Genomic DNA, 2859 nt, shown 5'->3' with positions numbered 1-2859 from the left:
CGGGCGCTGGCCGACGAGACCCTGGCCGACCCGGCCGACCTGCCCGACACCGGAGTCGGCCCGGACCTGGAACGGCGGCTATCGCCGGCCTTCATCCGCGGCAGCGAGTACGGCACCCGCGCCAGCACTATCGTCGCGGTGGACGCCGCCGGGCACGGCTGGATCCATGAGCGCCGCTTCGGCCCGGACGGAGTGTTCCTGGGGGAAACGCGGCTGGAGAACCAGGACTCGTGACCCTGGATTTGGGAAGTATGGGGTCAGGCGCGAAATCGCTGTCAGCGACCTAAAGCGGCGATTTTTGTGGGAGGGACTTCAGTCCCGACGGGCTTTACCGGTAGAGCCCGTCGGGACTGAAGTCCCTCCCACAGTGCAATCGAAACCTGCACTCGCGGAAAATCCCGAATCCCAGGTCCCGGCTTAACATGCGACAATGCCCACGGCGGAGCCGGCCAGACAGTCGCGTCATCCCATCGCATTTCGGTGCGGCGGGATGCCGAGGAAAGTCCGGGCTCCATAGGGCAAGGTGCCAGGTAACGCCTGGGCGGCGCGAGCCGACGGACTAGTGCAACAGAAAGATACCGCCTACGTCTGCGCAAGCAGGCCGGTAAGGGTGAAATGGTGCGGTAAGAGCGCACCGCGAGTCCGGTAACGGACCGGCACGGCAAACCCCACCTGGAGCAAGACCAAATAGGGACCTCATGGCGCGGCCCGCGTCGGGTCCGGGTAGGTTGCTTGAGCGTACCGGTGACGGTGCGCCTAGAAGAATGACTGTCCACGACAGAACCCGGCTTATCGGCCGGCTCCGCCACTTTTTTCAGAACGTCGAAAACTCCAAACCCTCACTGAGGGCGCGGAGCGCCAGGCGTTCATCGCCCCCCCTTCTGGCCTCCGACCCGCTGCGAACAGGATCCTTGTTGCGAAAGTGCAATCATTGCACTATGTTCCGCACATGCCGACGATCGTTTGTTTCGCAACAGCGTTGTCACGATGTATGCGGCCGACCATCTGCCGCCTCACTTCCATGTGCGTACCCGAGATGGTCGGGAAGCGCTGATCGTCATCGACACCCTGGCAGTTCTGTCCGGCCGCCTGAGCCGACGCGAATTGAGCGCCGCGCTTGAATGGGCCGCGGCGAACAAAGCCACCCTCATCGCCCGATGGCAGGAATTGAATCCATGAACCAACCTCAATTCGTCATTACCAAGGTGAAGGCTGTCGCGGCGCGCGAACTTGCACTGACCTTTGCCGACGGCTTCACTTGCACCGTCGACCTCAGCGAGGTCTTGGCCTCGCATCCTTCCCTGAAAAAGGCACGGCTGCCACACGTTTTCCATAAGGTCTCGCTCGACGAATGGCAGCGTGGCGTCATCTTCGACGGCAACGACGAGTTGGCGCTCGCCAGCGACAACCTGCGCGCACTCGCGATCGAGCAAGCCGGTGACTATTCCCACCAGCAGATCATCGCCTGGATGCATCGCCACGACATGACGTTGGATTCAGCCGCCGAAGCATTGGGCTTGAGCCGGCGCATGCTCGCCTACTACCGCAGCGGCGAAAAGCCCGTCCCCAAGAGCATTGGCTTGGCGATGCTGGGATGGGAGGCCGAACAGGCAGGGTTTGATTATTCGAAAGTCGCCTGAGAACGCAGTCGCCAAAGACGACTGGCCGGCGATCGCATTGCCGCAGGGCGTTATCGCCCCCTCAACCGCCGTAAAGCGCCTTGCGCGACGCACCGGTCAGTTCGGCGGCGAGCTTGGCGGCGGTGGACGGCGGCAGGTGTTCGCTGAGCTTGGCGTAGACGCGGCGGCCTTCGGCCAGTTGCGCGTCGGCGTCGTCGCCGGCGCCCTGCACCATCAGCACGAACTCGCCCTTGCGCTGGTTGTCGTCGGCCTCGACCCGCGCGTGCAGGTCGGCCAGGGTGCCGTCGAGCACGGTCTCGAACAGCTTGGTCAGTTCGCGTGCCATCACGGCCGGGCGGGCATCGCCGAAGGCGGCGCGGCAGTCGGCCAGGGACTCGGCGATGCGGTGCGAGGCTTCGTAGAACACCAGGGTGCGTGGTTCGCTGGCCAACCGGACCAGGCGCTCGCGGCGCGCCGAGGCCTTGGCCGGCAGGAAGCCCTCGAAGGCGAAGCGGTCGCTGGGCAGGCCGGCCACGCTGAGCGCTGCGATCGCCGCGCAGGCGCCGGGCACCGGGCTGACCCGGACCCCGGCCGCGCGTGCGGCGCGCACCAGGCGGTAGCCGGGGTCGCTGACCAGCGGGGTGCCGGCGTCGCTGACCAGGGCCAGCGACTGGCCCTCCAGCAGGCGCGCGACGATGCGCTGCGACAGCGCCTCCTCGTTGTGTTCGTGCAGCGCCAGCAGCGGCCGCTCGATGCCGAAGTGAGCCAGCAGCTGGCCGCTGCGGCGGGTGTCCTCGGCGCAGATCGCCGCCACCGAGCGCAGCGTCTCCTGGGCGCGCGGCGTCAGGTCGGCGAGGTTGCCGATCGGCGTGGCGACGACGTGCAGGGTTCCGGGCTGGGCGCTCATCTACGGGCTTTCCATGGTCAAGGGTAGAATCGTAGCGGTTTTCCCCGGCGCGCCCGGCGTGCCCAGCCGAATGGACCAGAAATGAACAAGCGATTCGCAAGGATTTCCGCCCTGTCGCTGCTGGCGCTGCTCGTCGCCGGCTGCGCCACCACCAGCGTGACGCCGAGCGCTTCGCCGGCCCAATCGGCGGCGCTGGCGCTGCTGGACCAGGGCAAGCCGCGGGACGCGGCGCAGCAGCTCGAGGCGCAGGCCGCCGGCGCCACCGGCAGCGCCCGCAACCAGTTGCTGGGCGACGCCGCCTTCGCCTGGTACGAGGCCGGCGATACCGCCCGC

Annotated in this window: 4 protein-coding genes, 1 other RNA gene and 1 pseudogene; 5 read left to right on the top strand and 1 reads right to left on the bottom strand. The window is 67.0% G+C overall.

The window, feature by feature from the left end; all coding sequences use genetic code 11:
- The 4 genes from D183_RS25810 to D183_RS0123265 all read left to right on the top strand — a co-directional run.
- The coding region (locus tag D183_RS25810; protein ID WP_039729574.1) for an NRDE family protein at positions 1-234 on the top strand (234 nt) is incomplete at its 5' end.
- 207 nt (positions 235-441) lie between these two features.
- Positions 442-808: RNase P RNA component class A (rnpB, locus tag D183_RS26055), an RNA gene on the top strand.
- A 179-nt stretch (positions 809-987) separates the two neighbouring features.
- The gene (locus tag D183_RS26680) at positions 988-1179 is read left to right on the top strand and encodes a DUF4160 domain-containing protein (RefSeq protein WP_081613426.1); all 192 of its coding nucleotides are present in this window, start codon (positions 988-990) and stop codon (positions 1177-1179) included.
- Positions 1176-1640, top strand: coding sequence for a DUF2442 domain-containing protein (locus tag D183_RS0123265; RefSeq protein WP_017911117.1), 465 nt, complete (start codon positions 1176-1178; stop codon positions 1638-1640). The genes D183_RS26680 and D183_RS0123265 overlap by 4 nt, the downstream gene beginning before the upstream one ends.
- A 61-nt stretch (positions 1641-1701) precedes the next feature.
- On the opposite strand, the gene rsmI is transcribed toward D183_RS0123265, so the two are convergent.
- Positions 1702-2526 (bottom strand): 16S rRNA (cytidine(1402)-2'-O)-methyltransferase, encoded by an 825-nt coding sequence (gene rsmI / locus D183_RS0123260; RefSeq protein ID WP_017911116.1) that lies wholly within the window; start codon positions 2524-2526, stop codon positions 1702-1704.
- 81 nt (positions 2527-2607) lie between these two features.
- Between rsmI and D183_RS25805 the strand changes: the two are divergent.
- Positions 2608-2859, top strand: a pseudogene (locus D183_RS25805) (penicillin-binding protein activator); the annotation flags it as partial.

The organism is Xanthomonas sp. SHU 199 (assembly GCF_000364665.1).
Classification (GTDB): domain Bacteria; phylum Pseudomonadota; class Gammaproteobacteria; order Xanthomonadales; family Xanthomonadaceae; genus Xanthomonas_A; species Xanthomonas_A sontii.
The sequence above is the reverse complement of the archived record's forward strand: the minus strand, read 5'-3'. Positions and strand labels throughout refer to the sequence as shown.